The organism is Paenibacillus allorhizosphaerae (assembly GCF_042659105.1).
GTDB lineage: Bacteria > Bacillota > Bacilli > Paenibacillales > NBRC-103111 > Paenibacillus_G > Paenibacillus_G allorhizosphaerae.
Window position 1 is genome coordinate 754,676 of sequence record NZ_JBHSRV010000002.1, and the last position, 24,615, is coordinate 779,290.

Sequence of the window (24,615 nt, forward strand, 5' to 3'; positions counted from 1 at the left end):
ATACGGTGGAAACCAAAACATCCATAAGCTGGGAGGAAAAGGACATTGAAGGATGGCGGACGCGCTGGAATAAAAACGCAAGGTGTCATTCAATGGCTGTTAGCCTTTACCGTGATTGTGGCGGTCTTGGTTTCGGGGCGTTTGTTCGTAAAGGCGCAGGTAACGACGAGGTATGATGTGTTTTTGGACGATCAGCTGCTTGGCACGGTAAGCGACCCGGAGCTCGTGAAGCGGTGGAAAATTTCGAAATACGCGGAATATTCCCTGCAGTACGACGGATCCCGAGTGACTTCTAACTTGGAGGAACTGCGTTTTGTAGACAATACGGCTTTTCAAGGCGCATTGGACAACGATGCGGTTCTTGCCGAATTGAATAACAAAATTATGATTGCGGTTTTCGCGGCGGAAATCCGTATTGACGGAAATACGGTAGGCGTTGTGAAGGATACCGAAGACGCGGCCTCGCTGCTCGAACGCGTCAAAGTGCCTTATATGGAGAAAAGGAAAGAAGCTTCCACGTTGTCGGCGGCCAGTGCAAACGTTGTCAATGCAGAAATGACGACGGCCTATGGGTTCGTACAGGACGTACAAGTGGCCGAGACCGTCACTGCGCCGGGAAAAATCGAATCGGCCGAAACGGTGCTGAACCGAATCATAACCGGAGATGTAAAGCCGGTCGAATATAAGGTGGAAAAGGGCGACTGCATTTCTATTATCGCGCAAAAATTCGGCATTGCCCCGCAAGTGATTTACGACAATAACCCGTCGATCAAAAACGATTTGATCAAAATCGGCGAAACGCTCAATTTAACCGTGTTGCAGCCGCTGCTTGCGGTAAAGACGGTAGAGACGCGAACGGAGGAAGTTAAAGTTCCGAGCGGCATCGTTTACGAGAAAGACAGCGAGCTAAAGTCCGGCGTGATCCAAATCAAATCGCAAGGCAAGCCGGGCCTCAAGAAGGTCACTTATGAAACGGTCAAGGTGAACGGACAAACGGAAGAAATGAACACGCTGAACGAAACGATGCTTGAAGAGCCGGTGCAGACGGTCGTCCGCCAAGGGACGAAAGTCATTCCGGGCGTAGGCACCGGAACGTTCGCGTCACCGGTTCTAAGAGCCAAAATCACGAGCGAATTCGGCTTGCGTTGGGGGACGAACCACAATGGGACAGACCTCGTTTCGGAGCAGCGCGCGATCCTGGCGTCCGATCACGGCAAGGTCGTCTTTGCCGGCGTCAAGTCCGGTTACGGCAACTGTATTATTATCGATCACCAGAACGGCTTTGAGACGTTGTACGGCCATTTAAGCAAGCTCGACGTGAGAAAGGGCGAGACGGTCAGCAAAGGCGAAAAAATCGGAACGATGGGCAGCACCGGCAATGCGACCGGCGTCCATTTGCATTTCGAAATCATCAAAAGCGGGGAGCAGCAAAATCCGATGAAATACGTACGGCTGTAAACCGATATACATACAGACCCCGGCAGACAACGTCCGCCGGGGCTTCTCCATGTGCGCCGTTGATTTGCAAAAAGCGCGACAAACCGCTACTCTAAAAAGTGAACTTGTCCATACGTGCAAATTTCGGAAGATCGGACGAATACTTTACGACGGGCTCTTGGAGTGCAGGGGGAAATGACATGTTTTCGACAAAAGGGTTATGGCGTGTCGTCGGCATTACCGCGTTGCTGTCCACGTTATTATGCGTGTTGGGCTTCGTTTATGCAATCAACCAGATCATGTTTCCGAAGCCGGTCGCTACAGAAGCGCCGGCCCCGCAAACGCCGGAAGAACATCGGGGAGAGGACGCATGGGCAGCCAAAGATCGTATCCGGATCGTAGCTTTGGGCGATTCGTTAACGGCAGGAACCGGCGATTTAACGGGCAAAGGCTATATCGGGCAGCTTCGGGATAAGCTTGAAAAACAGCTGGGAAAGCCGGTGTTCGTGTACAACAATTTCGCCATTCCCGGATTCCGTACGGCAGACTTGCTGAAGGACTGGGAAGCGAAGAAAGACATTGCGAAATCGATCGGGGAAGCCGACCTCGTGCTCATTACGATCGGCGGCAACGACCTGTTCGAAGGCGGCGCCGATTTATTCGGCTCCCAGAACGGCGAAGGTTTTAATCCCGCCGCGGCTGCGACGCGAATCCCGGAAGCGGCAAAGCGGCTCGAGCAAATATTCGACCGCGTATCCAAAGCGAATCCGAAAGCGAAGATCCTGTATGTCGGGCTGTACCATCCGTTTCTGGATTTGGATGCGAACCGTGCCGGCGGGCCGATCGTACAGCGGTGGAATATGGCGGCATTCGAGCTTGCGAACAAATATCCGAACATTACGGTGGTGCCGACATATGATTTGTTCGAACTGAACTTGAACAAATATTTGTACAGCGATCATTTTCATCCGAATCAATACGGATATGAACGAATGGCGCAGCGGATCGCCGATGTACTGCAATAAATGCCGTCGCATGAATAGGTGTAAGGGGGACTGGAATCGTGGGACAAGCGGCCGCAAAAGGGAGAGACGCGGAGATCGTTTTATCGGTGCAAAACGTAAAGAAACAAATCGGCAAACGGCTCATCATTAAAGGCATTTCATTCGACGTAAAAGCCGGTGAAATCTTCGGGTTTCTCGGGCCGAACGGCTCTGGCAAGACGACGACGATCCGCATGCTCGTCGATCTGATCCGTCCGACCGAAGGATCGATTGCCATCTGCGGCTATGACGTGCAGAAGGAGCACGATGAAGCGCTTCAATACGTGGGCTGCATCGTCGAAAATCCGGAATTGTACCCGTACTTGAGCGGGTGGGAAAATCTTGAGCATTTTGCCCGGATGCTGCCGGGGATTACCGAAGAGCGCATACACGAAGTGGTCGAGATCGTAGGGATGGATCATCGCATACACGATAAAGTCAAGACGTATTCGCTCGGCATGCGGCAGCGGCTCGGCATCGCCCAAGCGCTGCTGAACGACCCGAAGCTGCTCATACTGGACGAGCCGACCAACGGACTGGACCCGCAGGGCATTAAGGAATTGCGCGAATTTATACGACGGCTGGCCGAACAAGGACTCAGTTTGTTCGTCTCCAGCCATCTGCTCAGCGAAATTCAGCAAATGTGCGACCGGGTGGCGATTATTAGTCATGGCGAAGTGATCCGCGTAGGGGAAGTATCGGCGTTGATCGACGAATCCGTCAGTACCGTCGTCTGGCGTGTGCTGCCTGCAGAGCCCGCGCTTTCGATCCTGCATGCGGAGGAGGATGTTAAAGTGCTGTCGCTGGGCGAGACGGAGCAGGCGAATACGGGAGAAGCACGGCCGGGGGAGCTTGCCGCGGACCGTATCGTTACCGAGATGAATCCGGAACGGATTCCGGCGCTGTCAGGCCGGATGGTCGATTGCGGCGTGCAATTGTATGGGATCGAGCTGAAACACCCGACCTTGGAGGACTTATTTTTGAAGCTGACGGAGGGTGAGCGCATTGGTTAGTCTGTACCCGCTCGTCAAGAACGAATGCATCAAACTCGTGAAAAAACGCCGGCTGCTCGTCGTTCTGCTCATCCTTGCCGCAATTATTCCGATGTTTACGTATGCGCAGATGAAAGTGACGCAAAACAATCAGAAGCAGTTCGGGACAACCGATTGGCGCGCGGAGCAGCGGCAGAAAATTGTCGATTATACGCGAAGTATCGGCAGCAACCGCATGCCGGAGGAGTGGAAGCAATGGCGGCGGGTGGAAGTGAAGCTCGCGCAGTACTATTTGGATAAAGATGTGAATCCGGCTTCACCGAACGGGGTAACCTTTACAAGAGAGTTTGTGAAAAACGCGGTCGGTCTTTTTATCCCGCTCATGGTTATGGTCGTAGCATCCGATCTCGTATCCGGCGAGCATACGTCGGGGACGATCAAGCTGCTGCTGACAAGGCCTGTCCGGCGATGGAAGGTGCTGCTGAGCAAACTGATTACGATCATGCTGTTTGTTTCTTTCATCGTTCTGGCAACCGGCCTGCTATGCTATCTCATCTCGGGGATTGTGTTCGGTTATGGCGGATGGGATATGCCCGTATTTTTCGGATTCCAGGTAAGCGGAACGGAAGTCGATTTTTCGAACGTTCGCCCAGTGGCACAGTGGCTTTATTTAATAATGGAATTGGGACTCGTCTGGTATGCGGCCCTGATCGTCGGCGTCATGACGCTCATGTTCTCAGTGCTTGTTCGAAGCACGGCGGCCGGGATGGGGATCATGCTCGCGGTGCTCATTTCGGGCTCGATCTTAACCAATATGGTCTCTTCCTGGGAGACGGCTAAATATTTATTTATGGTCAATTTGAAGCTGACCGATTATTTGACCGGGGCGCTTCCGCCGATCAAAGGCATGAATTTGCCGTTCTCCCTGGCTGTGCTGACCGTGTGGGGAATCGTTTCGGTATTGATCTCTTTTACCGTGTTTACGAAAAAAGATGTGTTGAACTAATCCGTTCAAATGTTATAATGCATTTTAGCTGAATGGATGACTTACGCGTTTAGGGAGGCTGCAATTTTGGCGGAACAACTCGATATTTTTGGTAATACGATAGCGGCGCCGCAGGATTATGGCGCAGACGATATACAAGTACTGGAAGGGCTCGTGGCGGTCCGCAAACGGCCGGGGATGTACATAGGCAGCACGAGCGCTTCAGGGCTTCATCATCTTGTGTGGGAAATTGTAGACAACGCCGTTGATGAGCATTTGGCCAAATTTTGCTCGCAAATCGACGTCACGATACACAAAGACCAATCGATCACGGTGTACGATAATGGCCGCGGTATTCCTACGGGCATGCATAAAACCGGCATCCCGACGCCGCAGGTCGTCTTTACGATTTTGCATGCGGGAGGCAAGTTCGGCGGCGGAGGGTACAAAAAATCCGGCGGTCTGCATGGCGTCGGCGCATCCGTCACGAACGCGCTGTCGGAATGGCTGGAAGTGGACATATACCGCGAAGGTAAAATTCACCGCCAACGCTTCGAGTATTGGGTCGACGAGCAGGGAAAAGAGCATGTCGGCGAACCGGTGACGGGGCTTGAAGTAACAGGCACGACGCGCAAAACCGGTACGAAAGTAACGTTTAAGCCCGACAAGCGGGTATTTCAAAGCGGAACGACGATTAATTTCGATACCCTGTACGAACGTCTGCAGGAAATCGCTTTTTTGAACTCCGGTCTGAAAGTGACGCTCACCGACGAGCGTGCTGACAAGAAAGAGGAGTTTCAATACGAGGGCGGCGCGAGCCAGTTCGTTCAATTTTTGAACGAGGACAAGGCGGTTTTACACGACGTCATTCATTTTGTCGCTGAGAAGGACGAGATCGAGGTCGAAGTGGCGCTGCAGTATAACGACGGTTATACCGAAACGCTCGTTTCGTTCGTCAACTCCATTCCGACGCGCGGAGGCGGGACGCACGAAACCGGCTTCAAGACGGCTTACACGCGCGTCATGAACGAGTATGCGCGCAAGAGCGGCATGCTCAAGGAAAAGGAGAAAAACCTCGACGGCCAAGATTTGCGCGAAGGCATGATGGCGGTCATCAACATCAAGATGGGCGAAGTCGAATTCGTCGGCCAGACGAAAGATCAGCTCGGGAGCGCTTCGGCCCGCAGCGCGGTGGATTCCGTCGTGTCCGATAAGATGGCCGTGTTCCTCGAAGAGAACCCGCAAGTGGCTCAGCTGGTCATGAAGAAAGCGATCCAGTCGGCCAAAGCCCGCGAAGCGGCGCGCAAAGCGCGGGAAGAAGTGCGCAGCGGCAAGAAAGGAAAGAGCGAGAGCTCGAACCTCGGCGGCAAGCTGACGCCGGCGCAGTCGAAGGACTACACGCGCAACGAGCTGTTCATCGTGGAAGGGGATTCGGCCGGCGGCTCCGCCAAGCAAGGGCGCGATTCTAGGCATCAGGCGATTTTGCCGCTGAAGGGCAAGCCGATGAATCCGGAGAAGGCCAAGCTGCTCGACATCATGAAAAATGACGAGTACAAGGCGATCATCGCCGCAATCGGAGCGGGGGTCGGACCGGAGTTTGACGAATCGGAGAGCAATTATGCGAAAATTATTATTATGACCGACGCCGACACCGACGGTGCCCACATTCAGGTGCTGCTGCTGACGTTTTTCTACCGGTACATGAAGCCGCTCATCGATGCGGGCAAAGTATATATCGCTCAGCCGCCGCTGTTTAAAGTGACGAAGAAGGCAGGCAAGAACAGCTCGATTCGATACGCCTGGACCGACGAGCAGCTGAATGCCTTAACCAAAGAACTCGGCAAGAACATCGAGCTTCAGCGGTACAAAGGTCTCGGCGAAATGAATCCGGATCAGTTGTGGGAAACGACGATGGATCCGGCTACGCGCACCTTGCTGAAGGTGCAAATCGAGGATGCGGCGAAAGCCGAGCGCCGCGTGTCCACGCTGATGGGAGACAAAGTGGATCCGCGCAAGCGCTGGATCATCGAGAATGTGGACTTCACCGAATACGAAGAATAACGGGGGGCCTTACGCTTGAGTATACCAGAAAAATTTTTGCCGGCCTTTCTCGAAGAGGTTGTCGGAGACCGATTCGGCCGGTATTCCAAATATATTATTCAAGACCGCGCGATCCCGGATGTTCGCGACGGATTAAAGCCCGTACAACGGCGTATTTTGTACGCCATGTACGACTCCGGCAACACGCCGGACAAGCCGTACCGCAAATCGGCCAAAACCGTCGGGGACGTCATGGGCAACTACCATCCTCACGGCGATGCTTCCATCTATGACGGCATGGTGCGGATGGCGCAGCCGTGGAAAATGGGCCATGTGCTGATCGACGGTCACGGCAACTGGGGTTCGCTCGACGACGACCCTGCGGCGGCGATGCGTTATACGGAAGCGCGGCTGTCTGAGATTGCGATGGAGCTGCTGCGGGATATCGAGAAGCGCACCGTGCAGTTCAAAGATAACTTCGACAATTCGACGAAGGAGCCGGTCGTGCTTCCGTCCCGTTTTCCGAACCTGCTCGTCAACGGCGTCAGCGGCATTTCTTCCGGTTTTGCGACAGAGATTCCGCCGCATAGCTTGCGCGAGGTCATCGATGCGTGCATTGCCTTCATCGACCGTCCCGAGTCGACGCTGGAGGACTTGATGGGCATCGTCCGCGGACCGGATTTTCCGACCGGCGGCATCATTATGGGCTCGGAGGGCATCCGCGAGGCTTACCGTACAGGGCGCGGCCGCATTTATTTGCGGGGGCGTACGGCGATCGAAGATATGCGCGGCGGACGTCAACAGATCGTCATTACCGAAATCCCGTATCAGGTCGTCAAATCGCGACTTGTGACGGCAATGGAAAACATTCGCCTGGAGAAAAAAATCGAAGGCATTACCGAAGTGCGCGACGAGAGCGGACGCGAAGGGCTGCGGATCGTCGTTGAATTGAAGAAGGAGGCGGACGCGCAAGGGATATTGGCGTATTTGCTCAAAAAGACCGACCTCCAGGTCGCATATAATTTCAACATGGTTGCCATCGTGAACAAGACGCCGAAGCAGCTAGGACTGATCGAGATGCTCGGGGCGTATATCGCGCATCAGAAAGAAGTGGTCACACACCGCTCCCAGTACGAGCTGGAAAAAGCGCTTGACCGCGCTCACGTGCTGGAAGGCTTGGTGAAGGCGCTCAACATTCTAGACGAAGTTATCGCAACGATCAAGGCTTCCAAAAACCGTCAGGACGCGCAGAACAACTTGGTCGAGAAATTCGGATTTACCGAACGGCAGGCCGATGCGATCTTGACGCTTCAATTGTACCGCTTGACCAATCTGGAAATTCATTCGCTCGAGAAAGAGCTGAAGGAAGTTCAAAAGACGGTGTCGTATCTTCAAGGTATATTGGGAAGCGAGAAAAAGCTGCTCGCCGTCATCAAAGAGGAGATCTCCCAAATTCGCGAAAAATACGGCATTAACCGCCGTTCCGATATTCAGGATGAGGTAGAAGAGCTGAAGGTCAATCTGGAAGTGATGGTTACCGCTGAGGATGTATTCGTTACGCTGTCGAACGACGGGTACATCAAACGTACAGGCAAGTTGTCCTTCATCCGTTCCGGCGGCGAGATTGATAAAACGGGGCTCAAGGAAGGCGACTACCTGCGTCACTTGTTCGATGTCAATACGCTCGAGAATTTGCTTATTTTCACGCAAAAAGGACAGTACTTCCTGCTGCCCGTGCATCAGATTCCGGAGTATAAGTGGAAAGACAACGGTACGGCAATCGTCAACGTCATTCCGATTCCGAAAGACGACCGGATCGTCGATGTCATCCCCGTTAAAGATTTCGAGGAGGCGGGCAAATCGCTTGTATTCGTAACCCGCAAAGGTCAAGTGAAGCGCACCGAATTGAAGGAGTATGCAACGAACCGTTCGATCGGTATCGTCGCCTGCAAAGTAGCCGAGCAGGATGCCGTGCTGAACGTGCTGCTGAGCACCGGTGGCAAAGATTTGCTGCTGGTGACCAAGCAGGGCATGTCGATCCGCTTCAAGGAAGACGAAGTCAACCCGATGGGACGTGCCGCTGGAGGCGTCCGCGGGATCCAATTGAAAGACGACGACGAAGTCGTCGCGGCCGATTGGATCGACGGCGATGAAGGGGAAGTCGTCGTGATCTCCGATCACGGCTACGCCAAGCGATCGCTAGTGGTCGACTACCCTGTGCAAGGGCGCGGCGGCAAAGGCATCATTACGTTTGAGTTCAAAGAAGGCAAACGGGTGAAGCCGAACGGCACCAAGCTTGTGCGTGCGTATGCGGTGAAAGAGCCGTTCGATATTGCGGCAGTGCTCAGTACCGGAGAGCGGGTTACGTTCTCGACCGAGCAGACGCCGATAGACGATCGCAAGTCGACGGGGAAACAAGTGGTTTCCCTCAACAAAAACGAGAGTGTCATCGATTTGATGAAGTTCGTTTAATCATAGCTGGAGTAGTTCGTTTCCAGCTTCTCCATAAGCCCGAGCAGCATTTCAAGAACGGCCCATACCGGCATCGAATCGTCCAACTTTTCGAGCCAGTTTGGGTCGTTTATAATTCCTTTTTGAAGCGCCAGCTCGCCGATTTTCATTTTCCATTCATCCATAAGCTGTCTCTCCTTTGCCGATTCACGATATGACAAGCTCCGCCGCTAGGCGACGATCATGGTTGCAATATATGTTGAAGCTCGTCAAAAGGTACATCATTTTATCGCTTCATGTCCTAAAATATTCATGCTATTAACCTTTTATTGCGCTTGCAAGAATGCTATAATAAGGGAAAACATTGGATATTTCACGGGAGTGGTGCTATGATTACCCAGGAATTTGCCAAGCTATGGTGGAAATTGTCCAAGGATTTGCGCACGCACATGGAGACCGAGCTTGCGCCAACGCTTACGGAAGGTCAGTTGAAAGTACTGGAGCTTCTTATGTACTCCGGCAAAGAGAAGATGAAGCCTTCGGATTTCATTGATCATTTGGATACGACGCCTGCCGCTATCACGACGCTGCTGGACCGGATGGAGAAGAGCGAGCTGATCGCAAGGGAACGGGACGAGAAAGATCGACGTATCGTTTGGGTGCTGGTGACGGGCAAAGGAAGGCACGAGTGCGAACGCGGGATCGCCATTCGCGAACAGTTTTTGCAATCGTATTTAAGCCGGATTTCATCGCATAATCAACAATTGCTCGTCTATTTGCTGGGAAAAGTAGCGAACGCTTAATGAAATAGGACTATATTCGCGAAATGCGAATATATGTTCTCATGCATAGAAAATTATGGTATGATAAAGAGGCAATAGAATCGGCCCCCAAGGGTGGTTGGCACGTCTCCTGGAAAGGAGGTGTTGCCATGGAAGTCAGGGATGCGTTGACGGTCATGTTCATGTTTGGCATGTTTATCATCGCCTTGCTTTCCTACTTGAAAAAAAAGTAGACCTCCCTTGAGCCCAACAAGCCAGGAGGTCTGCAGCGTTCCTTATGCCGATCGCCTTGAAGGCAATCTATTGTACGGAAACCGCGGATGCGCCAACATCTGCGGTTTCTTCGTTTCGTGAACGTTTGTAATTTCATCATAACATATTTGCACCGTTATTGAAAAGTCGGCGATTGCGTTTTTTCAGGCGAGCGCATAATCTCTAGTCCCACAAAATCCACGGATAGCTTCTAGGCGGAGCGGATGTGAAGCGCAGCTCCTCTTTGGTCACCGGATGGGCGAAGCCGAGCTCCGTAGACCAGAGCGCAATCTGCTGCCCGGGCGTCGCATGCTGCCCCCCATACCGCTGGTCGCCGACAAGCGGACAGCCGATCGTGGCGAATTGCACGCGAATCTGGTGCGGCCGGCCGGTGTGCAGCTCGATCTGCACGCGGGATAAGCCGTCGGCATGACCGGTTACGCTGTAGTCGAGCAGCGCTTCCTTTGCACTCGGTTTGCCGGCCGGCACGACGGAAACGGTGTTCGTCTTCGAATCTTTCAGCAAATAATGCCTCAGACTTCCTTGCGGCTCCTTCAGCTTGCCGTGAACGATCGCCGTATATTTCTTGCGAATTTCGCGTGTACGTACGGCATCCGACAATCGTGAAGCCGCTTTGGACGTTTTGGCGAATACCATGACGCCGCCGACCGGACGATCCAGCCGGTGAACGAGACCGAGGTAGACGTTGCCGGGCTTGTTATGACGTACTTTCAAGTCCGCCTTGATCAGCGACAGCATATCGGGGTCTTGCGAGTCGTCTTCCTGGGTCGGCACATTCGGAGGCTTGACGACGACGATAATGTGATTATCCTCGTACAGGACCGGGATGGAAGGGGAAGCGCCGGCCATATGCTACGCCTCCCAACGCCCCAGAATGCCGCACGGCAGCGACAGCTTGGAAGCGGTGATCGGCAGTCCGATTTCGCCGCAGCTAATCGTTCCGCCGTACTTGCGGCCTATGGACAAGGAAAGTATGTTTTTCAAAACGGTAGCCGATATACCCGTTGTATAAGAGTTGATCAGGAAAAACAACGGCTTGTCCGTCAGTATTTCCATGCACGACTCGACGAACGGATACAAATTCGTTTCCAGCTTCCATGTTTCTCCGTTCGGACCGCGTCCGTACGACGGCGGGTCCATAATAATCGCATCGTATTTGCTGCCGCGGCGCTGCTCGCGCTGCACGAACTTGAATACGTCATCGGTAATGAACCGGACCGGACGATCGCCAAGGGCGGAAAGCTGCAAGTTTTCCTTGGCCCAAGTGACTACGCCTTTGGATGCATCGACGTGACACACTTCAGCGCCGGCCGAAGCGCAGGCTACGGATGCGCCACCGGTGTACGCGAATAAGTTCAGAACCCGAATCGGCCTGCCGGCACTGCGGATTTTGTCGATCATCCAACTCCAGTTCACGGCCTGTTCCGGGAACAGGCCCGTGTGCTTGAAACTCGTCGGCTTAATATGAAACGATAAACCTTTATAGGAGATCGTCCATCGTTCCGGGATTTCCTTCTTATATTCCCAGCTGCCGCCGCCGCTGGAGCTGCGGTGGTAATGTGCATCCGCTTCGCGCCAGTCGCCGGTTTCTTTCAGCAGCGGCCAAATGATTTGCGGATCGGGGCGTCTCAGCACGATGCTGCCCCATCGTTCCAGTTTTTCGCCGCCTCCGGTATCAATCAGCTCGTAATCTTTCCAATCCTGTGCTGCAAACATAAATAGGGACCATCCTTTGTCGGTAAATGTTTCTTGGTTCTTAAACATTCTACACGATTTGACGATCGGATACCACAAATCGGCTGATACGTGAAAACAGAGGCAGACGGATGTTAAAAAAAATATAGTCTACACAATTTGGTAAAAAAGGGATAAAGTTATAAAGCCGGCCGGCAGAAGTGTCTAATATTCATTTATTATTTAGAGATCCATCCTGAGGAGCGAATGTTCATGTCGCATTCATCATTTGTTTTTCCCCGATGCAGGCCGGAAACCGTCGGTATTTTGCCGTCCTCCGTTTCGGCATTTTTGAAAGAAGCGGATTCCAGGCAAATCGGTCTGCACTGCTTTATGCTGCTTCGATACGGACAAGTGGTTGCCGAAGCGCAATGGGCTCCCTATGATTCGGAGATTCCGCGTATGCTGTTCTCCTTGAGCAAAAGCTTTGTTTCAACGGCAGTAGGCTTTGCTGTGGACGAAGGACTGCTGGCTGTCGACGACTTGGTACTATCTATATTGGGAGAACGGAGCACGGAGAGCGACGATCGATTACGCTTACTACGCGTAGAACATCTGCTAACGATGTCGACCGGACAAACGAATATGGCGGTTCGCCGATGCTGGAACAGCCGGACTCGGGAAAAAGGGAACTGGGTGCAAGATTTTTTGGATGTGCCGATCGAGCATGAACCGGGAACTCATTTTGCGTATAACAGCTGCGCTAGTTATTTGCTTTCGGCCATCGTTCAAGAAGTGACGGGCTTACACTTGCTTGATTACTTGGCGCCAAGGTTGTTCGAACCGCTTGGGATCGAGGGAGCGAAGTGGGAGTCTTGTCCTGACGGCATTCATCTTGGAGGCTCCGGACTTTGGTTGAAGACGGAACACTTAGCCCGTTTTGGGCAACTGTATCTTCAGAAAGGCCGGTGGAACGGCAAGCAGCTGCTGTCTGAAGGCTGGATTCGCGAAGCGACGTCGTTGCATATTTCAACGGGGAGAAAAAAACGGGACTACCAGGGATATGGCTATCACTTTTGGCCGTGCCGGCATGGAGCTTTCAGGGCTGACGGGGCCCAAGGGCAACTTTGCATCGTAATGCCGGACCAGGAAGCGGTCATTGCCGTAACGGCCGGGGTCAAGGAGATTCAAGAGGTGCTTGACCTGATATGGGAGCATCTGCTGCCCGGTATGCAGGATAACCCGCTGCCTCATGATGATGCACATTTTAGCGAATTGACAAGCAGAATGGATTCCATAGCCTACGCTCCTTTGGACTCGAACCGACCGGTAACTTCTGCGGCAGAACGGGTATCCGGCTACCGGTACGATTTTTCCGCTAATGAGCTGCACCTTTATGCCGCCTCGATCCGGTTTGCGGGGGATACATGCGAGATGACCTTGTGGAATCCCCAAGGGGAGCATTTCGTCAGCTGCGGGATCGGTTATTGGGCGAGCGGCAGCATGGAACTGCGAGACCATTCGTTCGCCGTTGCCGCGAGCGGGATGTGGAGTGCCGCCGACATCTTTGAGATGGAGTGGCGGTTTATCGAGACGCCATACACGCTCAAGATAAAATGTACATTTACCGATGATCTGGTGGATGTTCAAGTGACGGAAGCGATTAAATCGGACATACCTATCCGATTGCAAGGAAGAAGGATATAACATTTTTCGGAATGACGGAGGGTTGGAGATGCAAATTCTTTTCATTCGACACGGGCAATCGGAAGCGGACGTATTGAATGTGCATGAAGGAAGAGCGGATTTCCCGCTGACCGAACTCGGCCGCAAACAAGCGGCTTTGCTGGCGGAGAGAGTACTTAGCGAATTCCCGCCACAATTGATTTGGGCCAGTACGCTGAGAAGAGCAAGCGAAACGGCTGCCATCGTTGCGGATAAGGTGAAATGTCCGGTTCAGTATGAAGACGATTTAATGGAGCTAAACAATGGCATTTTGGCAGGTCTGTCTTTCGAAGAAGCAAAGAAGTATCCCTTGCCTCGAAAGTTAAAACTTCACGAACGGATCGAGAACGGGGAATCGGCCATCGAGTTTCGCATGAGGATCGAAGCCGTATTTTCTAAAATTGTCAGTTCCGCCAATCATGAACGCATTGCCATCGTATCTCATGGAGGGTGATCAACTGCCTGCTCCGCTCCTTTTTTAAAATGCCGGTTAATAAGGATTTTTATTTTAACAACGGAGACACGGCCATTCACTTGGTGGAAATGAAGCCAAACGAGCGAAGAGTCCATTTCCTGAACAATACTTCTCATATGGACGCGTTACGATAAAGCGACGGCGGTATCATATAAAATGCGAAAGGGGCGGCCTCCATGGCCCGCCCCTAATGAACATATGTGCTCGCACTCCGTATCCGAAACGGCAGAGTCGATCAACGACATATTACTTCTTCGACAGCTCGATTTTCTCGATAAGTCCCGGCAACTCGTCATTCATGAATTTGTTGTAGTGCTCGTTGACCAAACCCTGAACAATTTCATCCTTCGCTTCTTCGATGTGAAGGGTCCTCAACGATTCGACGCGAATGACGTGATAACCGAACTCGGTTTCTACCGGTTTGCTGATTTCATTCAGTTTAAGCTGCTTTACCGCATTTTTGAACGGTTCCACCCAATCTCTGACCATCGCATCCTCATAAAGCCCCCCGTTATCCTTGGAGCCCGGGTCTTCGGAAAACTGCTTTGCCAGCTGCGCAAAATCTTCGCCTTTATCCAGTCTCGCCTTTAAATCTTGAGCGAGCTTGAGCGTATCTTCCTTGGAGCGCTGGTTGCCGTTCGGATCGGAGAAGCCGATCAAGATGTGGCGGACCGATGCGGACAGCAGCTCCAGATGGGTTGCTTGATCGACGTATACATTCCGGATCTCCAAATCCGTTATCCCTGAAGTCAGCACTTGATTGCCTCCGACATACAGCCGGACGAAGCCGCGCAGGTCTTCCACGGTAAATCCTTCCTTCGCGAGGAGCGACGACAGATCGTCGCTGCCGCGCGTCAGCAGAAGGTATTGTTTGATTTGCTCCAACTGCTTGTCCGTCTCTTTCGTTACCGCGTCTTTCATCTCGTCGGTCAATCGGCTGTCCAGAATGCGGTAGCCGATCAGATGCCGCAGCGCCATGTCCATGAACCGTTGATCCTGCGTATTTCCAACAACCGAAGATTGGACAAAGCGGTTCAGCTTGATATACGTATCCAGCTCCTCTTGCGTGACTTGCCCGCCTTGATAAGCGGCTACGATCGCATTCGGTTTCTTGCCTACCCAGATTGTTTCGGTATCGGCATCATAGCCGACTTCCTTGCCGAGCGCCTCGCTGACGAAGCGAAGCGGAACGTACGTCGTTCCGTTGTAGATGAATCCGGCCCCTTGTTCTTCTGTCGGTTTTTTCTCCACGCCGTCGAACATATATTTCAGATTTTGGAAATATACTTCAATCTGTGTCCCGCTCGCAAAGGCGATCGACCCTGTCATCATTACGCCCAGCGATAAACCGAGTACAAGCCCTTTCACTTTATCGTTCATTGTATTCTTTGTTCCTCTCTTCCTGCACTTTGGTTATGTGTTCTCATCCTCATCCGGTTGACCGGCGAATGACGCATGCTACAATCAATTCTCCGTGGACAGGTAAAATCCTGCTTTTTCCATAAAATGTATTTACGAAATTCGACGTGATCAGTCAAAAGAAGACATGTGAAAAATGCATGCGGCAGAGAGGAATTTAAAGCGCGATGTAGTATTTCTGTTATATAGGCTCAAAAATCAAACAAAGAGGGGATGAATCGGTCGTGAACAGCTTAATCCCCGGCCCGGAGGACTTGTTTTTGTTCCATGAGGGCAATTTGTTCCAGAGCTACCGTATGCTCGGCGCACATCCGGCCGACATCGGCGGAGTAGCGGGCGTTCGTTTCGCCGTATGGGCGCCGCACGCCAGTCAGGTCCGGGTGGTGGGCGATTTTAACTGCTGGGACGGAACGGCGCACCCGATGCAGAAGATTAGTACATGGGGGGTATGGTTTCTTTTCGTGCCCGGGGTGCGCGAAGGGGAGTACTACAAGTACGAAATCGTCACCGCCTCCGGCACGTTGCTGTACAAAGCCGATCCATATGCGTTCTGGTCGGAGCTGAAGCCGGGGACGGCATCCCGGGTCGTTTCGCTGGAAGGCTACGAATGGACGGATCAGGCATGGCAAGCGCAAAAAAGAGGCCGCTCGGTTTATCGCTCGCCGATGAACATTTATGAGGTGCATCTGGGGACGTGGAAGAAGAAGTCGGACGGAAGCTGCCGAACCTACCGGGAACTGGCCGTGGAGCTTGTCGCCTACGTGAAGGAAATGGGCTACACGCACATCGAGCTGCTGCCTTTGGCTGAACATCCGTATGACCGTTCATGGGGCTACCAGGCTACCGGATATTACTCCGTAACAAGCCGTTTCGGGACGCCCGGCGACTTCATGTATTTCGTGGACCGCTGCCATAGTGAAGGCATCGGCGTCATCATGGACTGGGTGCCGGGTCATTTTGTCAAAGACGAGCATGGGCTGCGGCAGTTCGACGGGAAACCGCTGTACGAATACAACGATCCGGCGATAGCGGAAAAAACCGAATGGGGGACATTGTCCTTTGATTATACCAAGCCGGAAGTCGTCAGCTTTCTGATCTCCAATGCGCTCTTCTGGCTCGACCGCTACCATATTGACGGATTGCGCGTCGATGCCGTTGCCAGCATGCTGTTCCTGAATTTCGGCAAGCCGCGCGAGCAATGGGTGAAAAACGCCCGTGGAGGGGACGAGAATCTCGAGGCGATCGATTTCATCAAGAAGCTGAACCATACGGTATTCCGCTACTTCCCCGATGCGCTGATGATGGCGGAGGATTCCACCGATTGGCCGCTCGTAACGGCGCCCGTGCATGAAGGAGGTCTCGGTTTCAATTACAAATGGAACATGGGCTGGATGAACGATATGTTGAAATATATGGAATTGGATCCGTATTTTCGGCACAGCCGTCATCAGCTGCTGACCTTCAGCTTCATGTACACGTACTCTGAAAACTACGTGCTCCCGCTTTCCCATGATGAAGTGGTGCACGGCAAGAAATCGCTGCTGAACAAAATGCCCGGGGACTATTGGCAAAAGTTTGCCGGTCTGCGGACGCTCTACGGGTATATGATGGGGCACCCGGGGAAAAAGCTGCTCTTTATGGGCGGCGAGTTCGGGCAATTTGACGAGTGGAAGGATTTGGAGGACCTCGACTGGGAGCTGCTCGGATATGACAGCCATCGCAGCATGCACCGGTTTGTTCGCGATTTGAACCGGGTCTATTTGCGGGAAGCTTCGCTCTGGGAGCTGGATCACCGGCCGGAAGGCTTTTCCTGGATCGACCCGCACGATCATAAGCAAAGCATCGTCACCTTTATGAGGAAGTCGTCCAAACCGGAAGACCACTTGATCGTCGTAAGCAATTTTACTCCGGTATTCCATGAAAAGTACCGGATCGGCGTACCGTTTGCAGGCGATTATGTCGAACTGCTGAACAGCGACGCAGGGGAATACGGCGGCTCCGGCCAGCTGAACGCCGGCATGTTGAAGGCGATTAATCGGCCATGTCACAATCAGCCGTTCAGTTTGCAGATCGCGGTGCCGCCGCTCGCAACCGTTTTTTTCAAACCTATCAATATTCATCGTAACAGCACAACCCAATAGTGACAGAAGGGTAGAGAAGCCGATGCGTAAAAAAGAGTGTGTGGCCATGCTGCTCGCAGGTGGCGAAGGAAGACGGTTAGGGCTATTGACGAACAAACTGGCAAAACCGGCAGTTCACTTCGGCGGAAAGTACCGGATCATCGACTTTACTTTAAGCAACTGCACTAACTCCGGAATCGATACGGTCGGCGTGCTGACGCAATACCAGCCGCTCGTGCTGAATACATATATCGGGATTGGAGCCCCGTGGGATTTGGATCGCAAACACGGCGGCGTGACCGTGCTTCCGCCGTTTATGGAACAGAGCGGGGGAGACTGGTACAAAGGAACAGCGAATGCGATCTACCGCAACATTTCGTTCATCGAGCAATACGACCCCGAATACGTGCTCATTATTTCGGGCGACCACATCTACAAAATGAACTACGATCTCATGCTCGACTTTCACAAAAAGAAAGGGGCGGATGTTACGATTGCCGTCATTCCCGTCAAATGGGAGGAGGCGAGCCGGTTCGGCATCATGAGCGTCGATGAGGAAGAACGGATTACCGAATTTGAAGAGAAACCGAAAGAGCCGAAGAGCAATCTGGCTTCAATGGGTATTTATATATTCGATTGGAAAGCGCTGAAGCAGTGCTTGATCGAGGATGAAGCGAATCTGGAATCGAGTAAAGATTTCGGCAAAGATTTGATTCCCGGCATGCTGAGAGATCAGCGGAACATGTACGCTTACCCATTCGCCGGCTATTGGAAAGACGTCGGCACGATTCAAAGTTTGTGGGAAGCCAATATGGATTTGCTCGAAGAAAAGCCGGAATTCAATTTGAACGACAGCGAATGGCGTATCTATTCGGTGAATCCGTGCCAGCCGGGTCAATATATCGCATCTACCGCGCAAATCCGTCGTTCCCTCGTCAATGAAGGCTGCTGCGTGTTCGGCGAAGTCGATCATTCCGTACTGTTCTACGGCGTGACGGTAGGCGAAGGCAGCTTGATCAAGGATTCGGTCATTATGCCGAATGTAACGATCGGCAGCAACGTCATCATCCATAAGGCGATTATCGGAGAAGGCACGGTGGTGGAAGACGGCAGCGTTATTGGAGATCCGGACAGCGGAGCCGGTCAGGACATTATTTTGATCGGCAGCAACGAGCGAATCGGCAAAGACACTATGGCATCGGCGAAAGGGTGAGTCTTATGAAGCGTATGATGGGCGTGATCAACTTGGTGAATGAGCCGGAAGATTTGGAAGAGCTGACCTATAATCGCTGCGTCGCGTCGGTTCCGTTCGGATCGCGGTACAGACTGATCGATTTCACATTATCGAGTATGGTGAACTCTGGAATCGAGAACGTCGCCGTATTCACGGAGCACAAATACCGGTCGCTGATGGATCACCTCGGGCCCGGGAAGGAATGGGATCTTGACCGCAAGCGCGGCGGATTGTTCCTGCTGCCGGCGGTGCTGCACGAGAAGACGGGGATGGCCCGCGGCGACCTGTTCCAATTTTACAGCCACCGGGACTACTTCTACCGCGGACGCGAGGAATATGTCGTCATTACGCGCAGCCATCTCGTGTGCAATATCGACTTCAACGCCGTGCTGGACTATCATCTGGAGAAAAAAGCCGACGTGACCGTCGTCTACAAAAAATCCGATGACGAGGAGCTCGCCAAATTCCGGCGCATGGCCGTCAAAGAGGACGGGCAAGTCACGGTGATCGAAGATCATTCGGGACGGCTGCGCACGGACAATATCTCGATGGAGATGTACGTCATGAGCAAGGAGCTGCTGCTGGACATGGTCGAGACATGCCTAGCCCAAGGATACGATCATCTGGTGCGGGACGGCATTATGAAAAATATCGACAAGCTCGGCGTTTATGGATACCAACACGTAGGCCATACTGGCATTGTAAATACGATCCAAAGCTATTATAAACACAGCATGCAGCTGCTCAATCCGAAAATTTGGCGCGAGCTGTTTTTCCAGAAGCATCTGATCTACACCAAGGTCAAGGACGAACCGCCGGCCCGTTATGCGGAGCATGCGCACGCCCGCAATTCGCTGATCGCCAACGGATGCGTGATCGAAGGGAAAGTCGAGAACAGCATATTGTTCCGGGGCGTGAAAATCCGCAAGGGCGCTTATGTGAAAAACAGCATCATCTTGCAAAACTGCGAAATCGACGAGAATGTCATTATCGAGAACGCGATCCTGGACAAAGACGTGTTTATCAACAGAGGCCGTGTGCTCACGGGAGACAAGCAAGCACCGTTTATCGCTTCCAAAACCAAAGTCATTTAATGGTAAAATGACGTGCCTGTACCCTTGTATGCAAAAGATGGCGGGTCGCGTCAATATATAAAGGAGTGGATGGAAGCCATGAAAGTGTTATTTGCCGCGTCAGAAGCCGTACCGGTTGTGAAGACGGGAGGGCTCGCCGATGTGATCGGCTCGTTGCCCAAGGAACTCGCCAAGCTTGGAGTGGATGTGCGCGTTATATTGCCGAAGTACGAAGACATTCCTCATCATTTCAAGGAACGCATGGAGCCGGTAACTGATTTTGAGCTGCAACTGGGCTGGAGAAAATTGTACTGCGGCGTATTGAAGCTGGAGATGGGCGGCATTATATTTTATTTCATCGACAATGAGTTTTATTTTGGCCGCAAAGGATGTTACGGATACGGCGACGATGCGGAACGGTTTGCTTTCTTTTGCCGGGCGGTGCTCGATTCGATGCAGTATCTCGACTTCATACCTGACGTGATTCATTGCCACGATTGGCAGGCCGGCATGATTCCGGTGCTACACCGGGCGCACTTCAGCTATCTGCCGGCTTATGCGCATATCCGAACGGTCATGACGGTACATAATTTAAAATACCAGGGCGTGTTCGCCAAGGAGCAGTTCCAGGATTTTTTCGCGCTCGGGGAGGAGCATTTCAGCGGATATGCGCTTGAGCTGCACGGCGGAGCAAGCTTTATGAAGGGCGGCCTGCTGTACTCCGACTTTATCACGACCGTCAGCCCGACTTATGCGGAAGAAATTCAGACGCCGTATTACGGCGAATACCTGGATGGACTGCTGCGCAGTCAGCAGCACCGGCTGCAAGGGATTATTAACGGACTGGATTACGAAGCGTTCGACCCGATGACCGATGCGCATGTCGAAATCCATTACCGCGACTCGCTCGCCAAGAAACAGCTGAACAAGCTGAAGCTGCAGGAGCGGCTCGGTCTCCCGGTCAGCAAGGAGATCCCGCTGATTGCGCTTGTCACCCGTCTGGTCGATCAAAAGGGCATCGCCTTAATCGACCGCGTCGTCGCGGAGCTGATGGCGCTGGATGCGCAATGGGTCGTGCTGGGCACGGGGGAGCCGCAATTCGAGCAGCTGTTCCGCTGGGCGGCGGACCAATACCCGGACAAACTGTCCGCGAACATTTCGTTCGACGAGGCGCTTGCCCGGCAAATCTATGCCGGTTCCGATCTTTTTTTGATGCCTTCGCTCTTCGAGCCATGCGGCATCGGCCAGCTGATTGCGATGCGGTACCGCAGCGTACCGATCGTACGGGAAACCGGAGGCTTGAAGGATACCGTTGCGCCGTATAATGAGGCGACCGGCGAAGGCACCGGCTTCAGCTTTACCAACTATAACGGGCACGACATGCTCCATACGATTCAAAGAGCGGTCCGCTTGTATCATGAGCCGGCTGTTTGGGACAATCTTGTAGCGAACATGAAGAAAAAAGATTTCAGCTGGCGCAAATCGGCTCAGCAATATGCCGACCTGTACGATAGACTGGTTACTAGGATATAATGGCAGGAAAGCTGTTAAAGGAAACCGATATCCTGAACGGATGTTGGTTTTTTCCTTTGAAAGGAGGCAAGCGGCATGAAGATACGGATCAAGCTGTCGGTAGCGGGAGAACTCGTGAAGGAAGCCGATGTGGACGTAGCCGATATGAAAATGGAGGAACTGACGGACGAGGAGAAAGAGAACGCCGTAGAAATCATTGTGCGCGACTGGGCCAATCGGAATTTGCATATCGAATGGGAAGCGGAGCCGGAAGACCCATCGTAAAGTTCATTGAAGAGGAAGGTGATTCGATGCGCAAATATGTCTTAACCGATTTGGACGGCACGCTGCTTCGATCGGACGCGACGCTGTCCGCTTACTCGCAAAACCTGTTGACCCGCGCGCTCAAGGAAGGGCATGTGATCAGTTATGCAACAGCACGCAGTTATACCAGTTCGATGAAGGTGGTTGCCTCCGTGCCGTGGAATCATCCCGTCGTGCTATATAACGGAGCACTGCTTTATGATCCGGTGAACTGTAAGGTGCTCGACGGCCATTTTCTCGATACCGCGATAGCGCTTCGAATCATAGAGATTGGACGGCGGCACGGCATCGTCCCGTTATGGTTCGGGCTCGACGAGGAAGCGAGAGAAATCGTGCTGCACGAACCGATGACACGGGACGGCGACAAGCAGTTTCTTGCCAGCAGGGAAGGGGATCCGCGATTCCGGGAGCAGCCGGTGCTGACGCCGCTGCCCGGGATGCGTACGCTGATGCTGACCTATATTGGACTCGAGCGGGAGCTTGAACCTCTGCGCAAGGCTGCAGCGGAACGGCTCGGAGCCGAAGTGCACCTTAATATGATGCCGGATCGCTATATACGCGATCATTATTTTCTGGAGTTTAGCGATCCGAAGGCCAATAAGCGGGAAGGACTGAAGCTATGGGCTCGGCACGTGGGGGCTTGTCCGGAGCGTATTATCGTATACGGTGACAATTTGAACGACATCGGCCTTTACGAAGCTGCAGGCTGCAGGGTGGCCGTTGCTAACGCGCATCCGGTTCTTCGCGAGATGGCTGACCGGATCGTGGCCAGCAACGACGAAGACGGCGTAGCTTGCGATGTCGAACGCGAATTGTTCGATGAGAAGAACCGCTTGTCCGTGTGAGAGGCCTATCCGTTCTTGGCGTTACGATAGAGGGGAATGTTCAGGCCTTGGGATCGCGCCCCAAGGCTTGATTTGCCGTTATGTACGATCATACACGGCTTGCATCATCGTAGTACATCGTTTCTTTGTTGAAAGAGCGGTTAATATTCAAGAACGTATGCAGCAGCTCAAAAAGTTCGGATTGATTCAATTGCACATGCATCGGCGCGGCGGTTTCCGTTCCTTCCGACATTTGCAGCATAATCGATTTGCGTTCCGGGTTCATTTGAATTTCCAACGTTTCTTTTTTCCACACGCTTTCCCACATGCCATGACCACCTATCCTTTCGTGTTGTCCGTATGCCCCAAAAAACTGGGACGAATAGAGTATATGCACGCCTTGACGGATTATGAAACAATCGATAATGTCTTGTGAAATTTTTTCATGCCAGACCGCATAAGAACGGGAGGCCCCGTACATAATACTTTTACAGCACTCGATAAAGTGCTTTCAAACCCAACTTAGGAGGTCATACTTAATGGCAACAGGTCAATCTCGCTCCAGCAACCAATTGGTGGTACCTCAAGCAAATGCAGCGTTGGAGCAACTGAAGTATGAAGTCGCACAAGAATTGGGCATTCAAATTCCGCAAGACGGATACTACGGTTTCATGGCTACACGCGATACCGGTGCAATCGGGGGCCACATCACTCGCCGCCTGGTTCAAATCGCAGAACAACAACTTTCTGGAAACAGACTCAGATAAGCTGCTTTATAAGCGCGCGAAAGCCGGGAGATATTCGTCTCCCGGCTTTTTGCCGCTTCCGAATTACCGTCAACTTCATCATTTATACTATTCAACTCTTCCTGCTTCTGGTAAAGTGATTACTGTCGATAACCAACCATACCGTAATTAGCACAGGAGGAGCTTATGGCAGCGAATACACACGAAGGTTTGTACCAAGGAGAAAAAGCCGTCTGGCTTGAGGCCGGCCCATACGAGGCTGCCGTTCTCCCGGAAATCGGAGCCAATCTCATCGCTTTTCGAGACACAGTCAAACAATACCGGTTTTTGCATGAACCGACTGCGGAGGAAATGGAGTCCTTTAAGGCCAAACCGGTCATTCACGGGATTCCGGTGCTGTTTCCGCCGAACCGTTACGAGGACGGGAAGTTCCCTTGGAACGGCAAAGTGTACTCGTTCCCCGTCAATGAACCGAGCACGGGCAATCATTTGCACGGCTTTTTGCATTATATTCCTTGGGCCGTCGAAAGCCGCTCGAACAGCGAGACGGAAGCGCGGGTCACACTGGTGCAGCAAGTAACGGAAAGCCATCCGGTGTACGCGTACTTTCCTCATGCGTTTACGATCCGCCTGCACTATACGCTCAGCGCCGCCGGTTTACAGCAGCAGGTCACGATCCGCAATGACGGAAAGGATGCGATGCCTTGCCTGCTCGCATTCCATACGTCGATCAACGCGCCGTTTGCAGAAGGAAGCACGGCATCCGATTGCATGTTCACGATGACGATCGGACAGCGCTGGGAACTTAGCGGTCGCATGCTGCCGACAGGCCGGTTCCAGCCGCTGAAGCCGGAGGAAGAACGGATGCAGCGGGGCGGCGTGTCGCCTTATTTTGAAGCGATGGACAACCACTATACGGCGGTGCCTCAGAACGGAAGGAATCGTATGGAGTTGACCGATACCCGTCTGAACGTGAAACTCGTATACGACGTAGGCACGGCGTACAAACAGTGGATGATTTGGAACAACAACGCCGGCGGCCGTTTCTTCTGTCCAGAACCGCAGGTAAATCTTGTCAATGCGCCGAACGTGCAGCTGCCGGCGGAGGAGATCGGCTTACACGCGCTGGAACCGGGGGCGATCTGGGAAGCATCGTCCAGACTGTATACGATTGAAGCGTAAAGAGGATAAACTTGCCAAACGACTCGTGGCATGATAAGTTTACATTAATGTAAATGAATGGGGGTGAGGTAGGATGAATCGAGAGTTGGTGAATAACCGTGTTAGCCAATTGCCTATTGCGATGGCTGGCATCGTTCATGGTTTTGCGGAAGACGCCAGAGGTCTGTCCATTTTTAACCATATAAATTCACCACTCACGAAAAGATTCCTACCTTAACCGCATCGGAACGTTCCGAAGGCCGTAGGGAATTTTCTCTACGGCCTTTTTGTATGCCTGGATAGGGTCTTTCGATCACAAGGAGGA

General features: G+C 52.6%; 22 protein-coding genes and 1 pseudogene. 18 read left to right on the forward strand and 5 right to left on the reverse strand.

Annotated elements, in window-relative coordinates; all coding sequences use genetic code 11:
- Positions 1-45 precede the first annotated feature (45 nt).
- The 6 genes from ACFQI7_RS12175 to gyrA all read left to right on the forward strand — a co-directional run bounded on the left by ACFQI7_RS12175 (position 46) and on the right by gyrA (position 8,969).
- On the forward strand, positions 46-1,458 hold the full coding sequence (locus tag ACFQI7_RS12175) for a peptidoglycan DD-metalloendopeptidase family protein (RefSeq protein ID WP_218100580.1): 1,413 nt from the start codon (positions 46-48) through the stop codon (positions 1,456-1,458).
- Between the two features lie 179 nt (positions 1,459-1,637).
- Positions 1,638-2,462, forward strand: a complete 825-nt coding sequence (locus ACFQI7_RS12180; RefSeq protein WP_218100579.1) for a GDSL-type esterase/lipase family protein — start codon at positions 1,638-1,640, stop codon at positions 2,460-2,462.
- A gap of 38 nt (positions 2,463-2,500) precedes the next feature.
- Positions 2,501-3,493 (forward strand): ABC transporter ATP-binding protein, encoded by a 993-nt coding sequence (locus tag ACFQI7_RS12185; protein WP_230415216.1) that lies wholly within the window; start codon positions 2,501-2,503, stop codon positions 3,491-3,493.
- Positions 3,486-4,478: an ABC transporter permease gene (locus tag ACFQI7_RS12190; RefSeq protein WP_218100578.1), complete on the forward strand. Its 993-nt coding sequence runs from the start codon at positions 3,486-3,488 to the stop codon at positions 4,476-4,478. The genes ACFQI7_RS12185 and ACFQI7_RS12190 overlap by 8 nt, the downstream gene beginning before the upstream one ends.
- Before the next feature lie 66 nt (positions 4,479-4,544).
- Positions 4,545-6,518 (forward strand): DNA topoisomerase IV subunit B, encoded by a 1,974-nt coding sequence (parE, locus tag ACFQI7_RS12195; RefSeq protein ID WP_218100577.1) that lies wholly within the window; start codon positions 4,545-4,547, stop codon positions 6,516-6,518.
- 15 nt (positions 6,519-6,533) lie between these two features.
- Positions 6,534-8,969: a DNA gyrase subunit A gene (gene gyrA, locus ACFQI7_RS12200; RefSeq protein WP_218100576.1), complete on the forward strand. Its 2,436-nt coding sequence runs from the start codon at positions 6,534-6,536 to the stop codon at positions 8,967-8,969.
- On the opposite strand, the gene ACFQI7_RS12205 is transcribed toward gyrA, so the two are convergent.
- Positions 8,966-9,133 (reverse strand): hypothetical protein, encoded by a 168-nt coding sequence (locus tag ACFQI7_RS12205; protein ID WP_218100575.1) that lies wholly within the window; start codon positions 9,131-9,133, stop codon positions 8,966-8,968. The two genes, gyrA and ACFQI7_RS12205, sit on opposite strands and share 4 nt — an antisense overlap.
- Before the next feature lie 204 nt (positions 9,134-9,337).
- Here ACFQI7_RS12205 and ACFQI7_RS12210 point away from each other — a divergent pair, with 204 nt between their 5' ends.
- Together ACFQI7_RS12210 and ACFQI7_RS12215 are read left to right on the forward strand one after the other, a co-directional pair.
- Positions 9,338-9,751: a MarR family winged helix-turn-helix transcriptional regulator gene (locus ACFQI7_RS12210; protein ID WP_218100574.1), complete on the forward strand. Its 414-nt coding sequence runs from the start codon at positions 9,338-9,340 to the stop codon at positions 9,749-9,751.
- A gap of 128 nt (positions 9,752-9,879) precedes the next feature.
- On the forward strand, positions 9,880-9,963 hold the full coding sequence (locus tag ACFQI7_RS12215) for a putative holin-like toxin (RefSeq protein WP_268966840.1): 84 nt from the start codon (positions 9,880-9,882) through the stop codon (positions 9,961-9,963).
- 202 nt (positions 9,964-10,165) lie between these two features.
- Here ACFQI7_RS12215 and ACFQI7_RS12220 read toward each other — a convergent pair whose 3' ends face one another.
- Together ACFQI7_RS12220 and ACFQI7_RS12225 are read right to left on the reverse strand one after the other, a co-directional pair.
- Positions 10,166-10,852 (reverse strand): RluA family pseudouridine synthase, encoded by a 687-nt coding sequence (locus ACFQI7_RS12220; RefSeq protein ID WP_218100573.1) that lies wholly within the window; start codon positions 10,850-10,852, stop codon positions 10,166-10,168.
- 3 nt (positions 10,853-10,855) lie between these two features.
- Complete coding sequence (locus tag ACFQI7_RS12225; protein WP_218100572.1) at positions 10,856-11,719, reverse strand: class I SAM-dependent methyltransferase; 864 nt, start codon at positions 11,717-11,719, stop codon at positions 10,856-10,858.
- Between the two features lie 231 nt (positions 11,720-11,950).
- On the opposite strand from ACFQI7_RS12225, the gene ACFQI7_RS12230 reads away from it, so the two are divergent.
- Both ACFQI7_RS12230 and ACFQI7_RS12235 read left to right on the forward strand, forming a co-directional pair.
- On the forward strand, positions 11,951-13,384 hold the full coding sequence (locus ACFQI7_RS12230; RefSeq protein ID WP_230415214.1) for a serine hydrolase domain-containing protein: 1,434 nt from the start codon (positions 11,951-11,953) through the stop codon (positions 13,382-13,384).
- A 28-nt stretch (positions 13,385-13,412) separates the two neighbouring features.
- Positions 13,413-14,011 (forward strand): annotated as a pseudogene (locus ACFQI7_RS12235) (histidine phosphatase family protein).
- A 112-nt stretch (positions 14,012-14,123) separates the two neighbouring features.
- Here the strand turns inward: ACFQI7_RS12235 and ACFQI7_RS12240 are convergent.
- Positions 14,124-15,257 carry a peptidylprolyl isomerase gene (locus tag ACFQI7_RS12240; RefSeq protein WP_218100571.1) on the reverse strand — a complete coding sequence of 378 codons (1,134 nt, stop codon included), beginning with the start codon at positions 15,255-15,257 and terminating at the stop codon, positions 14,124-14,126.
- A gap of 263 nt (positions 15,258-15,520) precedes the next feature.
- On the opposite strand from ACFQI7_RS12240, the gene glgB reads away from it, so the two are divergent.
- The 6 genes from glgB (at position 15,521) to ACFQI7_RS12270 (ending at position 22,404) form a co-directional block, all read left to right on the forward strand.
- Complete coding sequence (gene glgB, locus ACFQI7_RS12245; RefSeq protein ID WP_218100570.1) at positions 15,521-17,437, forward strand: 1,4-alpha-glucan branching protein GlgB; 1,917 nt, start codon at positions 15,521-15,523, stop codon at positions 17,435-17,437.
- A gap of 22 nt (positions 17,438-17,459) precedes the next feature.
- Positions 17,460-18,629 carry a glucose-1-phosphate adenylyltransferase gene (locus ACFQI7_RS12250; RefSeq protein ID WP_218100569.1) on the forward strand — a complete coding sequence of 390 codons (1,170 nt, stop codon included), beginning with the start codon at positions 17,460-17,462 and terminating at the stop codon, positions 18,627-18,629.
- Between the two features lie 14 nt (positions 18,630-18,643).
- On the forward strand, positions 18,644-19,744 hold the full coding sequence (gene glgD / locus ACFQI7_RS12255; protein WP_218100638.1) for a glucose-1-phosphate adenylyltransferase subunit GlgD: 1,101 nt from the start codon (positions 18,644-18,646) through the stop codon (positions 19,742-19,744).
- Between the two features lie 78 nt (positions 19,745-19,822).
- Positions 19,823-21,256, forward strand: a complete 1,434-nt coding sequence (glgA, locus tag ACFQI7_RS12260) for a glycogen synthase GlgA (protein ID WP_218100568.1) — start codon at positions 19,823-19,825, stop codon at positions 21,254-21,256.
- Positions 21,257-21,331: 75 nt separating this feature from the next.
- Positions 21,332-21,520, forward strand: a complete 189-nt coding sequence (locus ACFQI7_RS12265; RefSeq protein WP_218100567.1) for a hypothetical protein — start codon at positions 21,332-21,334, stop codon at positions 21,518-21,520.
- Between the two features lie 26 nt (positions 21,521-21,546).
- On the forward strand, positions 21,547-22,404 hold the full coding sequence (locus tag ACFQI7_RS12270; protein ID WP_218100566.1) for an HAD hydrolase family protein: 858 nt from the start codon (positions 21,547-21,549) through the stop codon (positions 22,402-22,404).
- 88 nt (positions 22,405-22,492) lie between these two features.
- On the opposite strand, the gene ACFQI7_RS12275 is transcribed toward ACFQI7_RS12270, so the two are convergent.
- Positions 22,493-22,711, reverse strand: a complete 219-nt coding sequence (locus ACFQI7_RS12275; RefSeq protein WP_218100565.1) for a hypothetical protein — start codon at positions 22,709-22,711, stop codon at positions 22,493-22,495.
- Positions 22,712-22,922: 211 nt separating this feature from the next.
- Here ACFQI7_RS12275 and ACFQI7_RS12280 point away from each other — a divergent pair, with 211 nt between their 5' ends.
- Both ACFQI7_RS12280 and ACFQI7_RS12285 read left to right on the forward strand, forming a co-directional pair.
- Positions 22,923-23,150, forward strand: a complete 228-nt coding sequence (locus ACFQI7_RS12280) for an alpha/beta-type small acid-soluble spore protein (RefSeq protein WP_218100564.1) — start codon at positions 22,923-22,925, stop codon at positions 23,148-23,150.
- Between the two features lie 165 nt (positions 23,151-23,315).
- A complete protein-coding gene (locus ACFQI7_RS12285) occupies positions 23,316-24,311 on the forward strand; it encodes an aldose 1-epimerase (RefSeq protein ID WP_218100563.1) in 996 nt (331 codons plus the stop codon).
- Positions 24,312-24,615 lie beyond the last annotated feature (304 nt).